This window comes from Simiaoa sp., from assembly GCF_051972595.1.
Taxonomy (GTDB): Bacteria; Bacillota; Clostridia; order Lachnospirales; family Lachnospiraceae; genus Acetatifactor; species Acetatifactor hominis.
This window is the reverse complement of record NZ_JBOKRY010000017.1, coordinates 25336-44193: the sequence shown is the minus strand read 5'-3', so window position 1 is coordinate 44193 and position 18858 is coordinate 25336. Positions and strand designations below refer to the sequence as shown.

21 protein-coding genes are annotated in these 18858 nt (G+C 49.2%); 19 read left to right on the top strand and 2 right to left on the bottom strand.

Annotated features, from left to right (window positions below; genetic code table 11):
* Positions 1-96 precede the first annotated feature (96 nt).
* Complete coding sequence (locus ACTRDR_RS08040; RefSeq protein ID WP_440526843.1) at positions 97-2247, top strand: glycoside hydrolase family 3 C-terminal domain-containing protein; 2151 nt, start codon at positions 97-99, stop codon at positions 2245-2247.
* A 2-nt stretch (positions 2248-2249) separates the two neighbouring features.
* Positions 2250-3062 (top strand): AraC family transcriptional regulator, encoded by an 813-nt coding sequence (locus tag ACTRDR_RS08035; protein WP_440526841.1) that lies wholly within the window; start codon positions 2250-2252, stop codon positions 3060-3062.
* Between the two features lie 54 nt (positions 3063-3116).
* Here the strand turns inward: ACTRDR_RS08035 and ACTRDR_RS08030 are convergent, their stop codons facing one another.
* Both ACTRDR_RS08030 and trkA read right to left on the bottom strand, forming a co-directional pair.
* On the bottom strand, positions 3117-4562 hold the full coding sequence (locus ACTRDR_RS08030; protein WP_176866099.1) for a TrkH family potassium uptake protein: 1446 nt from the start codon (positions 4560-4562) through the stop codon (positions 3117-3119).
* A gap of 5 nt (positions 4563-4567) precedes the next feature.
* Positions 4568-5926: a Trk system potassium transporter TrkA gene (gene trkA / locus ACTRDR_RS08025; RefSeq protein WP_118551236.1), complete on the bottom strand. Its 1359-nt coding sequence runs from the start codon at positions 5924-5926 to the stop codon at positions 4568-4570.
* A gap of 207 nt (positions 5927-6133) precedes the next feature.
* Between trkA and spoIIIAA the strand changes: the two genes are divergently transcribed.
* The 17 genes from spoIIIAA (at position 6134) to ACTRDR_RS07940 (ending at position 18846) form a co-directional block, all read left to right on the top strand.
* Positions 6134-7045 (top strand): stage III sporulation protein AA, encoded by a 912-nt coding sequence (gene spoIIIAA, locus ACTRDR_RS08020; RefSeq protein WP_440526840.1) that lies wholly within the window; start codon positions 6134-6136, stop codon positions 7043-7045.
* Positions 7021-7536 (top strand): stage III sporulation protein AB, encoded by a 516-nt coding sequence (locus ACTRDR_RS08015; RefSeq protein ID WP_176866094.1) that lies wholly within the window; start codon positions 7021-7023, stop codon positions 7534-7536. Before spoIIIAA ends, ACTRDR_RS08015 begins: the two co-directional genes overlap by 25 nt.
* 45 nt (positions 7537-7581) lie before the next feature.
* Positions 7582-7776, top strand: coding sequence for a stage III sporulation protein AC (gene spoIIIAC / locus ACTRDR_RS08010; RefSeq protein ID WP_176866092.1), 195 nt, complete (start codon positions 7582-7584; stop codon positions 7774-7776).
* 8 nt (positions 7777-7784) lie between these two features.
* Entirely contained in the window at positions 7785-8171 is a 387-nt protein-coding gene (locus ACTRDR_RS08005) for a SpoIIIAC/SpoIIIAD family protein (RefSeq protein WP_176866090.1), read from the top strand.
* A 14-nt stretch (positions 8172-8185) separates the two neighbouring features.
* Positions 8186-9235 carry a stage III sporulation protein AE gene (locus ACTRDR_RS08000; RefSeq protein WP_440526838.1) on the top strand — a complete coding sequence of 350 codons (1050 nt, stop codon included), beginning with the start codon at positions 8186-8188 and terminating at the stop codon, positions 9233-9235.
* Positions 9236-9239: 4 nt separating this feature from the next.
* Positions 9240-9650 carry a stage III sporulation protein AF gene (locus ACTRDR_RS07995; RefSeq protein WP_440526837.1) on the top strand — a complete coding sequence of 137 codons (411 nt, stop codon included), beginning with the start codon at positions 9240-9242 and terminating at the stop codon, positions 9648-9650.
* An 80-nt stretch (positions 9651-9730) separates the two neighbouring features.
* On the top strand, positions 9731-10402 hold the full coding sequence (locus tag ACTRDR_RS07990) for a stage III sporulation protein AG (RefSeq protein ID WP_440526835.1): 672 nt from the start codon (positions 9731-9733) through the stop codon (positions 10400-10402).
* 90 nt (positions 10403-10492) lie between these two features.
* Complete coding sequence (locus ACTRDR_RS07985) at positions 10493-11140, top strand: SpoIIIAH-like family protein (protein ID WP_176866083.1); 648 nt, start codon at positions 10493-10495, stop codon at positions 11138-11140.
* Positions 11141-11172: 32 nt separating this feature from the next.
* Positions 11173-11352, top strand: a complete 180-nt coding sequence (locus ACTRDR_RS07980) for a hypothetical protein (RefSeq protein WP_440526834.1) — start codon at positions 11173-11175, stop codon at positions 11350-11352.
* A gap of 57 nt (positions 11353-11409) precedes the next feature.
* A complete protein-coding gene (locus ACTRDR_RS07975) occupies positions 11410-12576 on the top strand; it encodes a phosphopentomutase (RefSeq protein ID WP_440526833.1) in 1167 nt (388 codons plus the stop codon).
* Between the two features lie 60 nt (positions 12577-12636).
* Entirely contained in the window at positions 12637-14235 is a 1599-nt protein-coding gene (locus tag ACTRDR_RS07970; protein WP_176866077.1) for a peptide chain release factor 3, read from the top strand.
* A gap of 50 nt (positions 14236-14285) precedes the next feature.
* The gene (locus ACTRDR_RS07965; RefSeq protein ID WP_440526832.1) at positions 14286-15527 is read left to right on the top strand and encodes a transglutaminase domain-containing protein; all 1242 of its coding nucleotides are present in this window, start codon (positions 14286-14288) and stop codon (positions 15525-15527) included.
* Positions 15528-15577: 50 nt separating this feature from the next.
* On the top strand, positions 15578-15964 hold the full coding sequence (locus ACTRDR_RS07960; protein WP_440526831.1) for an Asp23/Gls24 family envelope stress response protein: 387 nt from the start codon (positions 15578-15580) through the stop codon (positions 15962-15964).
* Between the two features lie 21 nt (positions 15965-15985).
* Positions 15986-16396 (top strand): transcription antitermination factor NusB, encoded by a 411-nt coding sequence (gene nusB / locus ACTRDR_RS07955; RefSeq protein ID WP_176866072.1) that lies wholly within the window; start codon positions 15986-15988, stop codon positions 16394-16396.
* Position 16397: 1 nt separating this feature from the next.
* Entirely contained in the window at positions 16398-17612 is a 1215-nt protein-coding gene (xseA, locus tag ACTRDR_RS07950) for an exodeoxyribonuclease VII large subunit (protein WP_440526858.1), read from the top strand.
* A gap of 36 nt (positions 17613-17648) precedes the next feature.
* Positions 17649-17888 (top strand): exodeoxyribonuclease VII small subunit, encoded by a 240-nt coding sequence (xseB, locus tag ACTRDR_RS07945; RefSeq protein ID WP_440526830.1) that lies wholly within the window; start codon positions 17649-17651, stop codon positions 17886-17888.
* A gap of 34 nt (positions 17889-17922) precedes the next feature.
* The gene (locus tag ACTRDR_RS07940; RefSeq protein WP_440526829.1) at positions 17923-18846 is read left to right on the top strand and encodes a polyprenyl synthetase family protein; all 924 of its coding nucleotides are present in this window, start codon (positions 17923-17925) and stop codon (positions 18844-18846) included.
* Positions 18847-18858 lie beyond the last annotated feature (12 nt).

The window sequence follows — 18858 nt, the reverse complement described above, 5'->3', positions numbered from 1 at the left end:
AGAGGAATATTTGAAGTACGGACCACATGGAACGGCGGAGTTGTTGTCATTTTCTTTTGGAAAATAAATTGTCATAGATGAAAAGAGAGGTTTTTCATGAGTACAGAGACTAGGGAATATGCAAAAAAGCTGACAGCGCGGATGACACTGGAAGAAAAAATGAGCCAGATGCTGTATGAATCACCGGCGATCGACAGGCTTGGGATTCCGGCTTATAACTGGTGGAACGAGGCTCTGCATGGAGTGGCAAGAGCCGGAGTGGCAACAGTGTTTCCTCAGGCAATTGCCCTTGCGGCAACTTTCGACGAAGACCTGCTTCAGAAAATCGGAGATGTGGTTTCGACAGAAGGCAGAGCCAAATTCAATGAATTCTCCAGAAAGGGAGACCGCGGAATCTATAAGGGACTGACTTTCTGGGCGCCAAATGTCAATATTTTCAGAGATCCCAGATGGGGAAGAGGTCATGAGACCTACGGGGAGGATCCTTATCTGACCGGAAAACTGGGGTGTGCTTATATCAGGGGATTACAGGGACCAGATAGAGATCACCCGAAGGCAGCGGCCTGTGCAAAGCATTTTGCGGTGCACAGCGGACCGGAGGCTCTCCGCCATGAATTTGATGCAAAGGTATCAAGGCACGATTTATATGACACTTATCTGTATGCTTTTAAACGCTGCGTCAAAGACGCCGGAGTGGAAGCAGTTATGGGAGCTTATAACCGAGTCAACGGAGAGCCGGCATGTGGAAGCAGGACGCTGTTAAAGAACATTCTGCGGGACGAATTCGGATTTGAAGGACATGTGGTATCGGATTGCTGGGCAATCAATGATTTCCACCTGCATCACCATGTGACGGGGATTGCGGAAGAATCTGCTGCAATGGCGGTGAACAATGGCTGTGATCTGAATTGTGGAAATGCTTTTTTGCATTTGCCGAAGGCTTATGAGATGGGACTTGTGAGTGAAGAAGCCATCACAGAAGCAGTGGAGCGTCTTATGGAGATCCGGATCCGGCTTGGCATGATGGAGGATTACCCTTCTCCTTATGCGGATATTTCCTATGAGAAAGTGGAGTGTCCGGAGCATGTAAAGCTGTCCGTGGAAGCATCCCGGAGAAGCCTGACGCTGTTGAAAAATGAAGAGGACTTTCTGCCGCTTGAGAAAGAAAAAATCTGCACTATTGCGGTGATCGGTCCAAATGCTAATTCCAGAGATGCGCTGGTGGGCAATTATGTGGGAACCTCTTCGCAATACATCACTCCATTGGAGGGAATCCAACAGTACGTGGGAGAAGAAATAAGAGTTCTCTATGCGCAGGGGTGTGGTCTGTATAAGGATAAGGTGGAAGGCCTGGGCGAGAGGAAAGACCGCATGCAGGAAGCTGTGATTGCCGTGGAACATGCCGATGTGGCAGTAATGTGCCTTGGACTGGATGCAACCATAGAGGGAGAACAGGGCGATGCCGGGAATGAATATGCCAGCGGAGACAAACTGGGATTAAATCTGCCGGGACTTCAGGAAGAACTTCTGGAAACCGTTGCAGCTATGGGAAAACCGGTGGTGGTTCTGTTAATGGCAGGAAGCGCCATAGATCTGTCATGGGCGGAACACAACCCGAATGTGAAAGCCATCGTGGATTGTTGGTATCCGGGAGCCAGAGGTGGTAAGGCAATTGCCGAAATGTTGTTTGGAGAATTTTCCCCCTCCGGAAAACTGCCGGTGACATTTTATCAGGGAACAGAAAATCTTCCGGAATTTACAGATTACAACATGGCAGATCGAACCTACCGGTATACCGATAAAAACGTGTTATATCCCTTCGGATACGGACTACATTATGGCAGAGTCCGTTATGAAGAGGAATGTGTATCCGGAGAAAGGACAGATACTTCCGGGGAGGTGAAAGTATCTGCCAGCGTGATAAATGAAGGCAAATATGCCTTGTGGGAAACGGTACAGGTCTATGTGAAGAGAAAGGAATCACTGGATTATGAACCAGGATTTCAATTAAAGGGAGTCTCCTGCGTGCATCTTGCACCGGGAGAAAAACAGAGGATCGAAGTTACACTTTCCCCTCGGGATTTCGCATATATTACCGAAGAGGGAGACTGTGTAGTAAGACCCGGGGAATACCTGATTGCCATTGGTGGACAGCAGCCGGATGAAGAAAGTGAAAGACTTACCGGTCAAAGGGTAACCTGCCTGAAGGTGGAAAAGACGGGAAGCAGTATTTCTGTGGAATATTAGGGATGACTATGAAAGAAGAGAAGACATACCGGCAGGAAGCAGTGGTGCCGGATCGGGGACTGCCCTTTAAGCTATTCCGTTTCGAAGGTGCAGACGGAAAATATATTCGTGAGGCGCATCAGCACTGTAGTGTTGAAATATTTGCCGTACGGGAGGGGAAAGCGGATGCTTACCTTGGTGATAAAAAATACGTTCTTTCGGCAGGAGAGTTCGTGATTGTCAATAGTAATGAGGTGCATTCCATTCATACGTCGGGACGAAATGAGGCAATTGTTTTACAGATCCCAATGGAAAAACAGATAATGCGGTTTTCCGGTGAAAAAAGGGAAGAGGATGAAAAGCTTTTTGCATTACTTGAGAAAATGTACAGACAGCAGATCAGAAAAGAGTACGGCTATGAATTATTGATGCAGAGTATCTTTTATCAGCTGAAATACCTTTTGATAACTGTTTATCAGATGCCGGATGAAAGTAAGGAACATTGTACTGAAAACAGGAAAATGGGACACCTTGGAAAGATCACCGGATATCTGCAGGAACACTATGCGGAAGAAATTTCGCTGGAAACGTTGGCAGCAACGTTTGGGTATTGTCCCACTTATTTATCTAAAATGTTCCGTCGGTATGGCAGAATCAATTATAAAGATTATCTGCGGAGTATCCGGTTTGAACATGCATTGCGGGAACTGGAGGAAACGGATCTCACCATAGGTGAAATAGCTCTAAAGAACGGTTTCCCCAACAGTCAGGCTTTTTCCAGACTGTTCCGGGAGAAATACGGTATTCTGCCGACAGAGTACCAGAGAAGACAATAAATTCCGTACAAAAATTCCTGAATCAGGGATTTTGTACGGAATTTATTTATTCCTTTAATATTTCTTCCAGCAGGACGGCAGCAGGATCACGAGCATGGGGAACAGCTCCAGTCTTCCAGCCAGCATATCGAACATCAGCACGCATTTGGACAGGGGACTGAACAATGCGAAATTCTGGGTGGGACCGACTAATTCCAGGCCAGGACCGATATTGTTCAGGGTGGCCAGTACTGCGGTAAAGTTTGTGCTCAGGTCATATTCGTCCAGACAGACGATCAGCAGGGAAACGAAGAGTACGATAAAATAAGCCGTCATATAGACATTGGTGGAACGAAGCGTCTCGTGGGACAGATTGTGTCCGTCCATCTTGATCTTTTTCACCATCCGGGGATGGATCATCATGGACAGCTCCTTGCGGATCGCCTTGAAGAGGATCAGCACACGGGATACCTTTATACCGCCGCCGGTACTGCCGGCACAGGCGCCGATCATCATCAGAAGCAGAAGGATCGTCTTCGACAACTGCGGCCACATATTGAAATCCGTGGTGGCAAATCCGGTGGTGGTGATGATCGTTCCCACCTGGAAAAAGGAGTGCCGCAGTGTCTCTCCCAAAGTTGCATAGAGCGGGCGGATATTCCAGGCGATCGTCAGAGCACTGGCGAAAATGATCAAAAAATACCAACGAACTTCTTCGAAGGAAAAAGCTTCCTTAAACTGCTTTCTTAACAGACAGAAATATACCGTATAATTGACACCGCTTAAGATCATAAGTACCGTTACTGCATTCTGTATCAGTGGAGAGTAACCGCCGATACTGCTGTTCTTGACACCGAAACCACCGGTGCCGACACTGCCGAAGGTCGTACACAGGGAATCAAACATCGGCATACCGCACAGGCATAGCATGATCACACCAAAAACAGTGATCGCCATATAAAGTCCATAGAGGATTTTCGCAGTATCCCGGACTCTCGGTACCAGCTTGCTGACGGAAGGACCCGGGCTCTCCGCACGCATCAGGTTCATGGTGGAGCCACCCATCATCGGAAGGATCGCCATAATAAATACAAATACGCCCATACCGCCGATCCAGTGAGTGAAGCTGCGCCAGAACAGGCTGGCATAGCTGAGTGCTTCCACATCGGACAGGATACTGGAACCTGTGGTCGTAAAGCCGGAGATCGTCTCGAAGAGAGCATCAATATAAAAAGGGATCTCTCCGGTGAGAACGAAGGGAATAGCACCGAAAACAGACATGACAAACCATCCCAGTGCAACGGCGGTGAAGCCTTCCCTGACGTACAATTCCTTAAAACGTCCTGTGTGCCTGAAACTTAACAATTTTCCCAAAATGAAACAAATAGCTGCAGTCACCAGATAGATCAGTGCCACATGATATTCTCCGTAGATCATACCAACGATCCAGGGAAGCAGTAAGAATAAAGCCTCAAATTGTAAAATAAATCCGATAATAAAACTTAATATCGCAAAATTCATGATAATTACCCTTCAATAATATCTTTAATATCATTCAGCCGTGCATGTGTCAGTACTACGACCACATAATCACCTACATGGAGTTCATCCTGACCACCGGGGATAATAGCCTGCCCTCCGCGGACGATGGAACAGACCAGGATATTTTTCCGGATGTGCAGACGGTTCAGAGGCACATTGGTAACGGCAGAATCTTCTTTGATGTAGAATTCCAGCGCCTCCGCATGACCGTCCTCCAGCTTATACAGATTTTCCACATTACTGTTGAGAGATTCGTTCATGGATCGTGCATATTTAATGATCATATCTGCAGTCACCAGGCGTGGATAGGAGATCGTATCCAGCTTGATATCACTTAAGACCCCACTGAAGTTGATACGGTTGATCTTGGTGACTACCTTTGCATGGGAAGTCCGTTTCGCATACAGTGACAGGAGGATATTTTCCTCATCCAGTCCGGTCAGCGCAGCAAAAGCATCTACGTTCTCCAGTCCCTCCTGTATCAGAAGACGTTCATCCGTACCGTCGCCGCAGATGATGGAAGCCTTGGGAAGCAGCTCGCTCAGATGCTCACAGCGGGCGGGATCCTGATCGATGATCTTGGTATGAATGCCGACTTCTAAAAGTCTTCTTGCCAGATAATAAGCAATGGTGCCGCCACCGACGATCATGGCAGTACGTGCCCTGCCGGCGCCGATACCGATCTTTTTGAAGAAATCATTTGCCTTGGGAGGAGTGGACACAATCGCAACCACATCGCCTTCCCGGAATACAAAATCACCCCGGGGGATCAGCACCTGATCACCTCTGGTGACCATACATACCAGTACATCACATTTTAAGGTGGTACGGATGTGGATCAGTTCATAATTATTTAAGAGACAGTCGTGGGTCACGCGGAAATGCAGAAGCTCGATCCTTCCTTTGGAAAAAGTATCGATCTTAACTGCAGAAGGAAACTGGAAGATCCGGGCGATCTCTGCTGCGCTGGACAGCTCCGGGTTGATGATCATGGCAAGCCCCAGTTCTTCCCGCAGAAAAGCAATCTCATTATTGTAGATCGGATTGCGGACACGGGCGATGGTCTTACAATGTCCAGCTTTTTTCGCAATGACACAGCAAAGAAGGTTCTGTTCATCGGATCCGGTCACGGCGATCAGCAGATCAGCATGGTCAATGCCGGCCTCGGACAGTGTCTGGAAGCTGACGCCATTTCCTACGATGCCCATAGCATCCAGATCATCCGTGATGGAGTTCACTTTTTCCTCATTTGTATCAATTACGGTGATATTGTGGTTTTCACCGCCCAATTGTTCTACCAGGGTGTAGCCTACTTTGCCACAGCCCACAATGATAATGTTCATAAATATCCTCCAAAATAAAATTCATAAAAACAGATATCGTTTAGGTATTATAGCACACAATAGAAAAAAAGAGAAGAATGGAAGGAATATCTTGTCCACGGGAACATATATTGAACTATTCAGAAGCATGAAACCCAGAAGAAACAGGGAATTAAGAAATATCAGCCGAATACGGGAAAAAATCCGGTGAGTTACGGGAGGTGGAATATGGACAGCCTGCTGCGGATATTTCCACAAAAGAGAAGAGATTTCTGGAAGGAAACAGCAGAGAAAGGACAAGAGGTGTGTGAGATCAGGCTTAGGGTGGACAGACCGGTGGTCGTTGAGACAAAGCGAAGAGAGTTATTCCTGAATCATCGCGGACAATGGCAGGAGAATCCCTGCGGTGCATATTCCGTAGAGGAAGCAGAGATCCGGGAGCTGATCGCATATCTGTGTCAGGATTCCCTATATGCTTATGCGGACGAGATCCGGCAGGGCTTTCTGACGGTGGAAGGAGGACATAGGATCGGTCTGTGCGGACAGGCTGTGCTGGAAAATGAAAGTAGACTGCGGACACTGAAAAATATTTCTTTTGTAAATATCCGTGTGTCTCATGAGGTCAAGGGGGCTGCAGATAAAATACTTCCACAGTTATATCGGGGCGGCCGGTTTCAAAATACACTGATCGTATCACCACCGGGATTCGGCAAGACAACACTGCTCAGGGATCTGATCCGGCAGCTGTCCGATGGCAATGCTTATGGACCGGGACTTAGGGTAGGCGTGGTGGATGAGCGTTCAGAGCTGGCAGGCGCTTACCGGGGAAGACCTCAAAATGATCTGGGAATGCGGACGGATGTGCTGGATGCCTGCCCCAAGGCTTTGGGAATGCTTCTATTGTTACGCTCCATGTCTCCGCAGGTCATTGCGGTGGACGAACTGGGAGAAGATGCGGATATCCGTGCATTACATAAGGCAGCTGCCTGTGGCTGCCGTCTGCTGGCCACGATACACGGAACGGATGAGAAGGATGCGGCCAGACGTCTTGGAATCGATGAGATCTGTCGGATGTTTGACAGGATCGTGATCTTAAAGGGAAGGGGACTGATGGAATGCAGATGCTTGGAGGGGGACTGATCCTCATCGGCTGTCTGGGCATGGGACTGTGGTATAGGCAGCAGATGGTGTTGAGACTTCATTTTACCAGGGAGTTAATCTGCATTTTAGAGCAGTGGATCAGCGAGATCCGCTACAACAGATCCTCACTTCCGGAATGCTGCCGGCAGATCGGCAGACAGCGTAAGGACTGTCTGGGAGAGATCTGCGACAGTGTCTACCGCGAATATGCAGCTTCGGAGGATGCCGGTTTTTTAGAATTTGCGCAGGAGAGCTTCCGGCACAGGTTAAAGCCCCTGCCCTTGAAAAAAGAGGATATCGAGCAGTTTCTGCTTTTTGTGGGAAACGAGGGTTATGCGGATGAAGCCATGCAGATCCGGGCAATGGAACTGTCCAGACAGAGGCTGGAACAGACCGCAGAGACGCAACAGCGGGAGCTGATACAGAAATGCAGACTTTCGGTGGGGCTGGGGGCGATGAGCGGATTGCTTTTGTTGATACTGTTAGTCTGACACGGACCAAAGGATAACTGAGAGAAGAGAAAAGGACGGGGAAAGATGGGAATAGGACTGATCTTTAAAATCGCAGCGGTAGGGATCCTTGTAACAATACTCAGCCAGGTCTTAAAACACAGCGGCAGGGAGGAACATGCCTTTCTGATCAGCCTGGCGGGGCTGATTCTGGTACTTAGCTGGATCGTTCCTTATATCTACGATCTGTTTGATACCGTGCAGACCCTGTTTTCGTTTTAGGAGGAAAAATGGCAGAGATCATTAAGATAGCATTACTGGGAATTACGGGGGTACTGTTTGCCGTACAATTCAGGCAGCAGCGTCCGGAATACGCGCTGCTCATTGGATTTGCCTTAAGTGTACTGGTGTTCTCTTATGTGCTTGGTCTGGCGGGAAGCTTGCTGGATGAGTTCTTTAGTCTGCAGCAATATTTAGGAGATGCAAAAGGGTATCTTGGTATTTTAATGAAAGTAGTGGGGATTACCTATCTGTGTGAGTTCAGCGCCGGTATGTGCAAGGATGCCGGGTTCGCTGCGGTATCGGATCAGATTGAGATCCTGGGAAAATTATCGGTGCTGTTTGCCGGGCTGCCGATTTTACTTGCGGTGATCCGGCAGATCTACGGCATCTTGTAGGTGCGGTTATGCAGATGGACATGATGTGGCAGGAATACGGCATGGATGAGCTGGAGAAGGGAATGCAGCAGCTGTTTCCCGACTTTCGGATATCAGCGGCGCAACTGCTTGGACAGCTATTACAGGGGGATGTACTGGGAGCGGCAGGGACCCTTGTGCAGGAAGTGATGCGAGGAATGGGGACTTATATCTCCGGCATAAAAAATATACTGATCTGGCTGATCGTGTTGGGAATCCTGTCCGCGTTGCTGATTCATTTTGTTGAGGTTTTCGATAAACATCAGATCGCGGACTTAAGCTTTTATTTTATTTATCTGCTGATGGGAGTGATTCTGCTGCAATGTTTTTTTGATGTGCTGCAGACGGCGAGAGACATCATGGAAAATATCATACTGTTTGTTAAACTGATGGTGCCCACCTATCTGCTGGCGGTGGGAGTGGCTTCGGGTCCCGCTACGGTAGGTGCCGGATATCAGCTGATGCTATTATTGATCTATGGAACGGAGAAAATATTACTGGGAGTGGTACTTCCGCTGATCTACAGCTACAGTCTGCTGAATCTGATCAACGGGATCTGGGTGGAGGAGAAGCTGGCGCTTCTGACAGACCTGCTGGAAAAGGCGATCGGCTGGATACTGAAGGCATCCCTGGGAGTGGTCACGGGGATCAGCGTGTTCCAGTCACTGATCACACCGGTATTAGATTCTGTGAAGACTTCCGCAGTGGAAAAAGCACTTTCCGCACTGCCGGGGATCGGAAATGCGGCGGATGGGATTTTAGAGCTGGCGGTGGGCTCCGCGGTGGTGATCCGCAACAGTATTGGTGTGCTGCTGTTACTGTTGTTAATTGCGGCATGTGCCGTTCCCCTGTTACAGATTCTGCTTACTGCGGTTTTTATCAAAGGCGCGGCAGCTTTTATGGGGATCGTCAGTGATAAGAGAGTGACCAATTGTACGGATCGTATGGGCAATGCCGGGATGTTATTGTTCCGCACTGCGGGGACGGCGATGCTTCTGTTTTTGATCACACTGGCACTTTTGGCAACGGGAAGCAAAGGAGGGTGAGCAGATGCAGTGGTTATACCGGGTCGTTGGACAGGCTGGGATTTTTCTGATCTGTGCCCAGACCATCGTTCATTTCAGACCCAAGGAAGCTTATGAGAAATATTTAAAACTGTTATTGTCCGTGATGCTTTTGACCCAGCTGCTGCAGCCGGTTCTGAGTGTTTTCGGCGGGGGCGCGGATCAAAATGTACAGGCACAGGTGGAGGAATTTACAGAAGAACTGCAGTCAGTACTGAACCGGGCTTCTGAGCGGGCAAAACAGTCGCAGGAAGACATCGGGAATACGGCAGCTGCCGTGGTGCAGGAAGCAGAGGAGGCTCCGGAGGGAAAGCCCACGGAACAAAAGAAAATGAGTACGGAAAATGCAGAAGATGACGGGATCTGTGTGGAAATTCCACAGGTCAGGCTGCAATGATGGAGAAGTCAGGCGGAATTCATGGAAAAACACGGGGAAAAGGATCTAAGTCAGGGAAAAAGAAAAAGAGGTGAGAAACAGTGGGAGAATTCTGGGAAAAGATCACAGGCAGCATAGGTGCAAGCGGTTTAGAACCACCGAAATGGTTCCGTCGGGATAATCTGCTGATTTTGGTGCTGTTGGGCGTTCTTTTGTTTATCATCGCTCTTCCGGTGAAAAAAGAAGATTCTGCGGCGACGGATACAGGCACGGAGATCACAGAGCAGTACAATGCCGGAATTTTAACGTCCTCCGGACAGCAGAACGTGGCACAGCAGGATACGGTGTATGTCGGGACGCAGGCAGTGACGGCAGGCAGTATGGAAGAATATGCTGCTTATCTGGAAGGGAAACTGAAAAAAATGCTGGAATCCGTTCAGGGGGTTGGAGAGGTGGAGGTCATGATCACGCTGGAATCCTCGGAGGAAAGAATCGTGGAGAAAGACATGACCGCAGAACGCTCCCAGACAGAGGAACAGGATTCCGCGGGAGGAACCCGCACCGTGAGTTCATCAAACACCGGATATCAGACGGTGTATCAGGAGGGCAGTCAGGGCTCTCCCTTTGTAGTGAAGACGATCACCCCCAAAGTGGAAGGGGTTCTGGTGGTGGCAGAAGGAGCCGGAAAAGGCAATATGACCGGCGAGATTACGCAGGTCGTCCAGGCACTTTTTGGTGTGGAAGCACACAAAGTCAAGGTGCTGGAAAAATAAACCGCAGGAAACATATCCGTCAGGGCGGGTACATACAATAGAGTATAAAATCAAGAAGGCAGATACAGGCCTTTGGAAAAGGGGAACGCAGTGAAAAACTTAATTAAGAAGAATCAGCTTATGATTACCGCACTTGCCATTATGATAGCCATTGCAGGTTATCTGCAATTTGCGGGGACCAACCTGGAAAAGGAGTATCTGACATCGGACAATACAGAAGATCTCAGTGCAGTGGATTCTACGGATATTGTCACAGATATAGAAAGTCTGGATTCGGATGTGGAGATCGTTATGGAGGATTATCTGGATGAGGATATGCAGGTGGCGGAGGCAACACCGGACGAGGGGGAGATTCCCGGCGAGGCGGTACTGACCGGAACCAACGCAGTGGAGGTGTTGTCCGCTGCGAGACTGTCCAAGGAACAGACCAGAGCCCGGAACAAAGAGACTTTGCTGGAGATCATAAATAGTACGGAGCTTAGCGATGCCCAGAAGCAGGAAGCAGTGGATAGTATGGTACATATGACGGAGATTGCCGAAAAAGAAGCCGCGGCGGAGGTACTGCTTCAGGCGAAGGGATTTAGTGAAGCGGTGGTCAGCATCAACGGGGATGCTGTGGATGTCGTGGTCAATGCAGCGGAACTGTCCGATGTACAGCGGGCACAGATCGAAGACATTGTAAAAAGAAAGACGGATATCGCGGCGGAAAATATCGTTATCAGCACCATTACACAGTGATATTTTTGTGTACATGGGGAGAAAATTATGTTATGATACCAAGGGTCGAGAATCGATGGTGCGATGCAAGCTTGCTTGCGAGAGCATCCGGAGATTCGAGAGCCGTACCACATGAGCAGGCAGCCATTTTCGAAGAAAATGTGCGGACTGCGAATGCGGTCTGGATTGTGAGAGTGCGAAACACGGAACAATCCAGATGGTATCAGAGATAACCCGGAACAGCACCGGGCAGCCATTTACGAAGAAAAATGTGCGGATGAGGAATATATATGAAGAGAGTCTTTTTAATTGTACTGGACAGCTTCGGTATCGGTGAAATGCCGGATGCCGGAGCTTACGGTGATATCCATGTGAATACTTTAAGAAGTGTATCCAAAAGTTCCTATTTCCATATGGATCATATGAGAGACCTGGGGCTGTTTAACATCGACGGTGTGGAAGTCGGAGAGAAGACAACGCATCCCATGGCAGCTTATGCCCGTATGACAGAGCGTTCCCGTGGAAAGGATACTACCATCGGACACTGGGAGATCGCAGGTATTTATTCTCCCAAGCCCCTGCCTACCTATCCGGACGGATTTCCCGAGGAAGTACTGGAGGAGTTCCGTATCCGTACCGGTAGAGATGTTCTGTGCAACAAGCCTTACTCCGGCACACAGGTCATTGCAGATTACGGGGACGAGCATGTGCGCACCGGCAAATTGATCGTATATACTTCTGCGGACAGTGTGTTCCAGATCGCCGCGCATGAGGATGTGGTTCCCGTGGAACAGTTATATGACTATTGTCGTATTGCCAGACAGATCCTGCAGGGAGAGCACGGTGTGGGGCGTGTCATTGCCAGACCTTTCATTGGTGAGAGCGGACATTATACCCGTACCCCCAGAAGACATGATTTTTCCCTGCTGCCTCCCGCAGTTACCATGTTAGACCAACTGAAGGCTGCCGGCAGGGATGTTATTGCTGTGGGCAAGATTCAGGATATTTTCGTAGGCAAGGGAATTACCGAGCATGTATACACTTCCGGTAATGCGGAAGGTATCGAGCGGACTCTGGAATATCTGGATAAGGATTTTGAAGGACTCTGCTTTATTAATTTAGTAGATTACGATATGCTCTACGGTCACAGGAGAGATGTGGACGGCTATGCGAAGGCACTGGCTTATTTTGATGAGAAGCTGCCGGAGATTCAGGCGCATATGAAACCGGAGGATATTCTCATGATCACAGCAGATCACGGCTGTGATCCCGCCTATAAGGCCACCACGGATCACACTAGGGAATATACACCGTTTATTATGTACGGTGCCCCTGTGACACCGGGCAGCCGCGGAACGAGATCGACCTTTTCCGATATCGGAGCTACGGTACTGGATTACTTCGGAATCATCCCGGAATTTGAAGGGGACTCTGTATTAAAGGAAGACCCGTCATAGAAAGCAGATTACCGGAAGCTGCGAAAATAGATTTTAAGATATATTTGGAGGATTATAGTAGTGAGTAACAATTATACAGAAGAGATCAACCGCCGTCGTACTTTCGCCATTATCTCTCACCCGGATGCCGGTAAGACGACCCTGACCGAGAAGTTCCTGCTCTACGGAGGAGCCATCAACCTGGCGGGAAGCGTAAAAGGTAAGGCAACAGCGAGACATGCGGTGTCCGACTGGATGCAGATCGAGAAGGACAGAGGTATTTCCGTAACCTCTTCCGTGCTGCAGTTTGAATATGACGGTTATTGTATCAATATTCTGGATACTCCGGGACATCAGGATTTCTCTGAGGATACCTACCGTACCCTGATGGCAGCAGATTCCGCAGTCATGGTCATCGATGCATCCAAGGGCGTCGAGGCACAGACGAGAAAGCTGTTCAAAGTCTGCGTCATGCGTAAGATCCCTATTTTCACTTTTATCAATAAGATGGACCGTGAAGCCAGAGATACCTTTGAGTTGTTAGATGACATCGAGAAGGAGCTGGGTATTGCTACCTGCCCCATCAACTGGCCTATTGGCTCAGGCAAGGGATTCCAGGGTGTCTATGACCGTGAGAAAAAGTGTGTGATCGCTTATTCCGATACTGAGAAGGGAACGAAGGAAGGAACATCCACCGAGATCCCTATTCAGGATGAAGAGCATCTGAAGGAACTGATCGGAGAGGACGCAGCGGACAAGCTGTTAGGCGAGGTGGAACTGTTGGACGGCGCCAGTGCAGAGTTTGATCTGGATGAAGTACAGAAGGGTAACCTGACCCCGGTATGCTTCGGATCTGCATTGACTAACTTTGGTGTGGAGATCTTCTTAAAACATTTTCTGAATATGACTACCACACCACTGCCCAGAAAAGCGGACATCGGAATGATCAATCCTACGGAGCATGAGTTCAGCGCCTTTGTATTCAAGATTCAGGCGAATATGAACAAGGCACACAGAGACCGTATCGCATTTATGCGTATCTGCTCCGGCAAATTCGATGCAAATATGGAAGTACGTCATGTGCAGGGCAATAAGGTGATGAGATTATCCCAGCCCCAGCAGATCATGGCGGACGAACGTAAGATATTAAATGAGGCTTATGCCGGAGATATTATCGGTGTGTTCGACCCCGGTATTTTCTCCATTGGAGATACCCTGTGTATGCCAAAGGAGAAGTTCCAGTACGAGGGCATTCCTACCTTCGCACCCGAGCATTTCGCCAGAGTGCGCCAGGTAGATACCATGAAGAGAAAACAGTTCGTTAAGGGCGTGGAGCAGATTGCCCAGGAAGGTGCCATTCAGATCTTCCAGGAGTTCAATACCGGTCTGGAAGAGATCATTGTCGGCGTGGTAGGTGTACTGCAGTTCGATGTATTGAAGTACCGCCTGGAGAACGAATATAACGTGGAGATCCGTCTGGAAAACCTGCCTTATGAGCATATCCGCTGGATTGAGAACAAGGACGAGATCGACCTTGCCAAATTGTCCGGAACTTCCGATATGAAGAAGGTTAAGGACATGAAAGGGAATCCTTTGCTTCTGTTCGTTAATTCCTGGAGCATCGGCATGACCCTGGATCGTAATAAAGGACTGGTGCTGACGGAGTTCGGACGCAACTGATACCGGAAATATACCTGAGAGAACGAGATAACACATGTGCAGGGGATAGAATGCGGGAAATGTTTCAGGCAAGATTTAAAAAAATATATATCGCACTTTTCATGCTGCTGTTTTTGACGGGATGCTCCTCAGAGGAGATCCTGTCGGAAGTGCCGCAGACCATTGTACTGCCCGTAGAGGAGATCGACAGTCTGCCCGGACAGGAAGCGGAGGAGACGACCGCAGAAAGCGATAATGCAGAGAGCTGTTCCCTCTTAGAGGAGGGAGGCTCTCGTTTTGCATACGAGAGTCTGGACGCACAGGAACAGATTTGGTACGGAGAGATCGAGCAGGCCCTGGGAGAGATGACAGATACGGTAAAACTGTCCACAGAGCCCATCGAACAGGGACTGGACGAGCAGGATATCGACCGGATCTTCCAGTGCGTGCTGATCGATCATCCCGAGATCTTTTATACTACGGGATACACCTACACCAAATATTCCAGAGGGGACCGGACGGTAGGGATCGATTTTGCCGGGACCTATTCGCTGCCTGGGGAAGAAGCAGTAAGAAAGGCGGAAGAGATCCGTGAGAGGGCATCGGAATGGCTTTCAGAGATCCCGTCGGATGCATCGGAATATGATAAAGTAAAAGCAGTCTATGAGAAAATCATTTTTTCCACGGATTATGATCTGAATGCTTCGGACAATCAGAACATTGCCTCGGTATTTTTAGGGAATTCTTCGGTCTGCCAGGGATATGCCAAAGCAACACAGTATCTGTTGAACCATCTGGGAGTGATGTGCACGCTGGTACAGGGCACAGTAGACACGGGGGAGGCGCATGCATGGAATCTGGTGCGGGTGGACGGCGACTATTATTATGTGGATACGACCTGGGGAGATGCCTCCTATCGAATGGAGGATGGCAGTGGGAAGGAAGAATTACCGGAGATCAATTATGATTATCTGTGTGTGACCACGCAGGATCTGCTTCGCACCCACTGCATCGAAAGTGTGGTAGCCATGCCGGAATGTACTGCCACGCAGGCAAATTATTATGTCAGGGAAGGCGTATATTTTACGTCATATGATGCAGAACAGATGCAGAGCATCTTCGACAGGGCATGGGAGAGCGGTAGGACGGAGATCACATTAAAATGCGCGGATGAGGAATGCTACCGGGAGATCTGCAGGGTGCTGATCGATGAGCAGGAGATCTTTTCCTATATGCCGGAAAACAGCAGTACCATTGCTTATGCGCAGAATGGCAAACAACTATCCTTGACTTTTTGGGTGACAAATGAATAAGGATTTGGTATACTGTAACTAATTAGTTATTATTAGGAGGATCAGCTATCATGGAAAAAGAAATAGATAAGAAGAACCTGGTATTAAAGGAAGATGAGAGCATCGGTACGGTACAGATCGCAGATGATGTAGTAGCAATGATCGCATCCCTGGCAGCTACGGAAGTAGACGGTGTCAGCGCCATGGCAGGCAATATCACCAACGAACTCATGAGCAAGGTAGGAATGAAGAACCTTACCAAGGGCGTCAAGGTGGAAGTACAGGGCAAGAATGTGACCGTGGATCTGGCAGTGACCATGGAGTACGACTACAATATCCCCACCACCTGCCAGGCAGTACAGCAGAAGGTGAAGAATGCCATCGAGTATATGACAGGACTGACCTGCTCAGATGTAAACATCCGCATTGCCGGTGTGAACATGAAGAAGGACAAATAAGAGGAATTACAGGAAGATATTATGGGAAGACACGAGCAGAGAGAACAGGTTTTCAAACTTTTATACCGTGTGGAGTTTCATGCACCGGAAGATATGCCGGAACAGATCGCATTGTTCCGCGAGAATAATGAGGAAGTTCCTTCCTGGCAGGATGCGGATGTCATCGCAGCCCGTTTCGAGAAGATTAAGGACAAGATCCCGGAACTGGATCAGCTGTTGAATGAGAATACCGAAGGCTGGGATACCACCCGTGTGGGAAAGGTAGAACTCGCAGTGTTACGTCTGGGTGCGTATGAGCTGCGCTATGATGACGATATCCCGGACGGGGTAGCGATCAACGAGGCGGTGGAGATCGCCAAAAAATACGGTCAGGAGAGCTCCGGCGGATTCGTCAATGCGATCCTTGCCAAGATCATGAAATCCGGTGAGTAGGATACAGAATGTAATCAGCGTAAGACAACTGAATACGTACATTAAAAATATGTTCACGCAGGATTACTTTTTACAGACGGTGTTTGTAAAAGGTGAGGTAAGCAACTGTAAATACCATCCCTCTGGACATATTTATTTTACGTTAAAGGATTCTGCCAGTGCCCTGAACTGTATTATGTTCGCGGGAGACCGCAGGGGCCTTTCGTTTCGGCTGACGGAAGGGCAGCAGGTGATCGCGAAGGGTTCCGTGAGCGTATTTGAGCGTGACGGCAGATACCAGCTGTATGTGAAGGAAGTAACCTTAGACGGTGCCGGTGCTCTGTATGAAAAGTATGAACAGTTAAAACGGGAGCTGGCGGAAGAGGGAATGTTTGCCCCGGAGTATAAGCAACCGATCCCGAAGTACATTCATACCCTTGGGGTGGTGACGGCGGATACCGGCGCGGCGGTGCGGGATATCATACAGATCGCCCAAAGGCGTAATCCTTACGTACAGATCATTTTATATCCGGCACTGGTACAGGGAGCGTCGGCAGCACCTTCCATTGTGAATGGGATCCGGGCACTGGAGAGACAGGGCGTGGATGTCATGATCGTAGGACGCGGCGGTGGATCCATAGAGGATTTGTGGGCGTTTAATGAGAGAATGGTGGCACAGGCGGTATTTGACTGTACAGTGCCTATTATCTCGGCGGTAGGACATGAGACCGATACCACGATCATTGATTATGTATCGGATCTGCGTGCACCGACACCGTCCGCAGCGGCAGAACTGGCGGTGACGGCAGTAAGTGACATCGATCAGGAGATCCTGAACGGACAGGAGAGGCTGTACCGGCAGATGGACCGGGTACTGCGGCGCAAGAAGCAGCAGGCGGAACAGATGGAGATGCGCTTGAAATATTTAAGCCCGGCCAACCGCATCCGTGAGAAGAGGACTTACAGCATACAGCTGGAAGAACGGTTAGAGAACCGGATGCAGACGATCCTGCGGGACCGCAGACACACCCTGGCGCTTTATATTGAGCGGATGAAGGCGGTCTCGCCGTTAGAGAAGTTGAACAGTGGCTACTCTTATGTGGAAGCTGCGGATGGGAAAAATATCCGTTCTGTGACACAGGTGCGTGAAGGTGACAGCCTGAGGATCCGGGTAAGCGACGGCATGATCGATGCCAAAGTGGAACAGGTGCAGCAGGGCGAGAGATTCACCGTGTGATCCAGGGAAGAGGACCATGGACGGAGGTATTAAATTTTGGCAGGAAAAAAGAAAACAGAAGAACAGGAACAACGCAGTCTGGAAGAGAATTTTTCCGAACTGGAGGAGCTGCTTGAACAGCTGGAAGCAGAGGATATTTCTCTGGAGGATGCGTTTACGGCATACAGTAAGGGGATGAATGTTCTGAAACAATGCAATGAACAGATCGACCGGGTGGAGAAGCAGGTAATGAAGCTGAACGAAGAGGGAGCACTGGAGCCTCTGGATCCACAGTAAAGATACCGGCAGGAAGAGGAAGGACGGCATTGACATGGAAGAAACGATATTCAGACAGGAATTACAGAAGAGAACGGCAGCCATTGAGGAACTGCTGAAGGAATATCTTCCGGCGGAGGAAGGATATCAGAAGACAGTCATAGAAGCTATGAATTACAGTCTCATGGCGGGAGGAAAAAGACTGCGTCCCATGCTGATGCAGGAGACTTACCGGATGCTCGGCGGCAGGGATGATATCATTGAACCTTTCATGGCAGCGATCGAGATGATCCATACATATTCGCTTGTGCACGATGACCTTCCGGCTATGGACAATGACGAATACCGCAGAGGACGCAAGACCACCTGGTCTGTATACGGCGATGGTATGGGAGTGTTAGCGGGTGACGGACTGCTCAATTATGCCTTTGAGACTGCATTCCGGGCTTTTCCGGCATATGCCGTGGGAAACCCGGTGGATGAGAACTATCCGAGAGTAGCTGCGGCACTGAATATTTTAGCCCGTAAGGCGGGAATCTACGGCATGATCGGCGGACAGAACGCAGACATTGAGGCAGAGGAACAGACGACGCCCCTGACTACGGAGCAGATCCTTTTTATTCATGCTAACAAAACAGCAGCCCTGATCCAGTCGGCAATGACCATCGGTGCCACCCTGGCAGGTGCCACGGACGAGGAGATCGCGGCACTGGAGCTGTGTGCCTACAATGTCGGCATTGCATTTCAGATCCAGGACGATATCCTGGATGTGATAGGTGACAGCAAGGAGCTTGGTAAAGCCACCGGCAGCGATGCACAGAATCATAAGCAGACCTATGTGACATTACACGGACTGGAGGAATCCGGCAGGGAAGTGGAACGGCTTACCGGGGAAGCGGTAGCGGTTCTGGATGGTTTCTCGGGAGAACATGAATTCCTGAAGGAACTGTTACTGCATCTGGTCCACAGAACAAAATAGCAGAGGAAAAGC

What these genes read in the sequence shown, in the direction of transcription:
- ACTRDR_RS08030 (WP_176866099.1), bottom strand. Translation starts at nt 4,562, where the DNA reads ATGAATTTTGCGATATTAAGTTTTATTATCGGATTTATTTTACAATTT.
- ACTRDR_RS07965 (WP_440526832.1), top strand. Translation starts at nt 14,286, where the DNA reads ATGCGGGAAATGTTTCAGGCAAGATTTAAAAAAATATATATCGCACTT.
- trkA (WP_118551236.1), bottom strand. Translation starts at nt 5,926, where the DNA reads ATGAACATTATCATTGTGGGCTGTGGCAAAGTAGGCTACACCCTGGTA.
- ACTRDR_RS08005 (WP_176866090.1), top strand. Translation starts at nt 7,785, where the DNA reads ATGGCAGAGATCATTAAGATAGCATTACTGGGAATTACGGGGGTACTG.
- ACTRDR_RS08000 (WP_440526838.1), top strand. Translation starts at nt 8,186, where the DNA reads ATGGACATGATGTGGCAGGAATACGGCATGGATGAGCTGGAGAAGGGA.
- ACTRDR_RS08035 (WP_440526841.1), top strand. Translation starts at nt 2,250, where the DNA reads ATGACTATGAAAGAAGAGAAGACATACCGGCAGGAAGCAGTGGTGCCG.
- ACTRDR_RS07995 (WP_440526837.1), top strand. Translation starts at nt 9,240, where the DNA reads ATGCAGTGGTTATACCGGGTCGTTGGACAGGCTGGGATTTTTCTGATC.
- ACTRDR_RS07980 (WP_440526834.1), top strand. Translation starts at nt 11,173, where the DNA reads ATGATACCAAGGGTCGAGAATCGATGGTGCGATGCAAGCTTGCTTGCG.
- ACTRDR_RS08015 (WP_176866094.1), top strand. Translation starts at nt 7,021, where the DNA reads ATGCAGATGCTTGGAGGGGGACTGATCCTCATCGGCTGTCTGGGCATG.
- ACTRDR_RS07940 (WP_440526829.1), top strand. Translation starts at nt 17,923, where the DNA reads ATGGAAGAAACGATATTCAGACAGGAATTACAGAAGAGAACGGCAGCC.
- ACTRDR_RS07975 (WP_440526833.1), top strand. Translation starts at nt 11,410, where the DNA reads ATGAAGAGAGTCTTTTTAATTGTACTGGACAGCTTCGGTATCGGTGAA.
- spoIIIAA (WP_440526840.1), top strand. Translation starts at nt 6,134, where the DNA reads ATGGACAGCCTGCTGCGGATATTTCCACAAAAGAGAAGAGATTTCTGG.
- ACTRDR_RS07960 (WP_440526831.1), top strand. Translation starts at nt 15,578, where the DNA reads ATGGAAAAAGAAATAGATAAGAAGAACCTGGTATTAAAGGAAGATGAG.
- ACTRDR_RS08040 (WP_440526843.1), top strand. Translation starts at nt 97, where the DNA reads ATGAGTACAGAGACTAGGGAATATGCAAAAAAGCTGACAGCGCGGATG.
- spoIIIAC (WP_176866092.1), top strand. Translation starts at nt 7,582, where the DNA reads ATGGGAATAGGACTGATCTTTAAAATCGCAGCGGTAGGGATCCTTGTA.
- nusB (WP_176866072.1), top strand. Translation starts at nt 15,986, where the DNA reads ATGGGAAGACACGAGCAGAGAGAACAGGTTTTCAAACTTTTATACCGT.